The organism is Mycobacterium sp. ABE4_509, assembly GCF_056160785.1.
Genome location: NZ_JBSWXU010000294.1, coordinates 1 through 1425 on the forward strand (window position 1 = coordinate 1; position 1425 = coordinate 1425).

The window sequence follows — 1425 nt, forward strand, 5'->3', positions numbered from 1 at the left end:
GTCGGCGGCGACGGCCCGTCCGGGGCGCCGCCGCTGGCGTCCACCTCCGACCCCAGCCCCGGCGACATGACCGCGACCCCCTACGGCGACCTCGGCAAGTGGATGCTGCAGTCCGACGGTGAGATCGCCGACTGGATCGGCCAGACGTACGAGTCCAAGACCATGTACGAGCCGATCAACGTCGTCGTCGTGGACCAGACGTCGACAACGGCCGACGAGTCGGCCGACAGGCTCCGTGCGGCGCTGCAGCAGGGCGGGTTCCTGGCGCGGCAGATCCACAGCGACGGCTATCAGGGCCTCGTCGACGGGGTGCTCTACAGCCAGCAGCCCGACGAGGACCTCGAAGCGTTCTCGGATGCGTTCTTTCTGCTCACCAACGACCACAGCCGGATGTTCGGGGCCGCGCCCGCCGATTCGGGAACCGGGTATGTGTGGATCACGTCGCTGAGCCGCGAGACCCTCGGCGTGTACGAGGACTCGTTCACCCATGTCTACGTGTCGTTCAACGAGGCACGTGACGCGTTGCGCGACGGGCTGGTCGACAGCGGCGCCGCGACCGACGGCGGTCTGGTCGCGATGGACAACCGGCTGCAGACGGCCACCCTGACCACCGGTGACCACGACGGCTACGCGGTCATCGTCGTCCTGAACTAGCCGCCGGCGGGGACCGGGAACCCACCCGGCAAACCCGCCCGGGCAGGTTTGCCGGCGCCCACGAATCTGCGCGTTATAGCCCCTACAGGGGTATGTTCTTGGTATCCATTGACGAGCTGGCAAATTTGCTGCGAGTATCCGGGGAGATGGGCATGGACAGCGCGGACCGTATCGCATGGATCGGATCGATGGCCGTCGCGCTGGGAATAGCGGGGGCCGCGGCCGCCCCACCGGCCGTCAGCTGGGCCGACTCCACGGACACCGGTTCCGGTGACACCTCGGCGACCTCCGACTCCCCGACGCGGTCGCCGGGAACCCCGTCCCGGACCAGCGACGCCGCGCCGACCAATTCCGATGATTCGACCGGCCAGGACGCCACCGACGCCGGGCCGGCCCACCGGTCGGGATCGCCTTCCGGCAGCGATTCGGTCGACGATGCCGGACTCGACGGCGGCGACGAGGACACCTTCGACGAGGACGCCGACATCGCCGACGTTGCCGACACGGCCGGATCCGATTCGGGAAACCGCAGCGGCGAAACCGATTCCGCGCCGTCGGTGGATGCGACCGCCGACGAACTGTCGGACGCCCGGGACGACCCGGACCTGCCGGTCAGCGAGGTCGTCGCGGACCGGGACGCCCCGCCCGCGGTGCCTGTCGCGCAGCCGGTCGAGGTCTCGGCTGCGCCCGCGCCCGAACCCGCGGACGTCACCATCGGTGCCGCGCCGGCGACCGGCACGGCGGTGTTGGCGGCTCCGTTCACCCCGGCAC

At 70.2% G+C, this 1425-nt stretch carries 2 pseudogenes; both read left to right on the forward strand.

Annotated features, from left to right (window positions below):
• Positions 1-654, forward strand: a pseudogene (locus tag ACXAID_RS28080) (hypothetical protein); the annotation flags it as partial.
• Between the two features lie 152 nt (positions 655-806).
• A pseudogene (locus ACXAID_RS28085) lies at positions 807-1425 on the forward strand (hypothetical protein); the annotation flags it as partial.